General features: G+C 57.6%; 1 protein-coding gene. It reads right to left on the bottom strand.

Annotated elements, in window-relative coordinates:
• The coding region (locus tag A5659_RS26325) for a class I SAM-dependent methyltransferase (RefSeq protein ID WP_067185378.1) at positions 1–568 on the bottom strand (568 nt) is incomplete at both ends.

The following is a 568-nucleotide window of genomic DNA, read 5'->3' as shown; positions in this document are numbered from 1 at the left end:
TGCCCCACATTGGTGACACCCTTGCGGAAGAAGTTTTCGCAGCCGGTCAGGTAGTGCATGTACTTGTCGTAGACCTCTTCGGACTGCAGGGCGACCGCCTTGTCCTTATTGGCCTCCAGATTGGCCGCCCAGATGTTGAGGGTCCGCGCGTAATGCTGCTGCAGCAGCTGCACCCGCTCGATCGTGAAGCCCGCCGCCTCGCCGAATTTGAAAATGTCTTCCTGCGCCGGGAGTTGTCCACCCGGGAAAATTTCCTGGCCGATGAATCGAGCGAATCGGATATCGCTCATCGTGATCGAAACACCGCGCTCGTGCTGCTGCTTTTGCGTGTAGGTCAAGATGGTGTGCAACAGCATTCGGCCGTCGTCGGGAAGGATCTCGTAGGCGCGTTCGAAAAATGCGGGATAGCGCTCCATCTTGAAAGCTTCGAAGGCGCCAATCGTGACGATCCGGTCGACATTGTCCTCGAACTCTTCCCAGCCCTGCAACCGCACCTCGATGTTGCGACTGGTCGGCAATCCGGCCAGCTTGTTCTTGCTGTACTCAAACTGATTGCGGCTCAGCGTGA

It is taken from the genome of Mycobacterium sp. 1165196.3 (genome assembly GCF_001673415.1).
In the GTDB taxonomy this organism is placed as follows: Bacteria; Actinomycetota; Actinomycetes; order Mycobacteriales; family Mycobacteriaceae; genus Mycobacterium; species Mycobacterium europaeum_A.
This window is presented reverse-complemented; position numbering and strand designations above follow the sequence as displayed.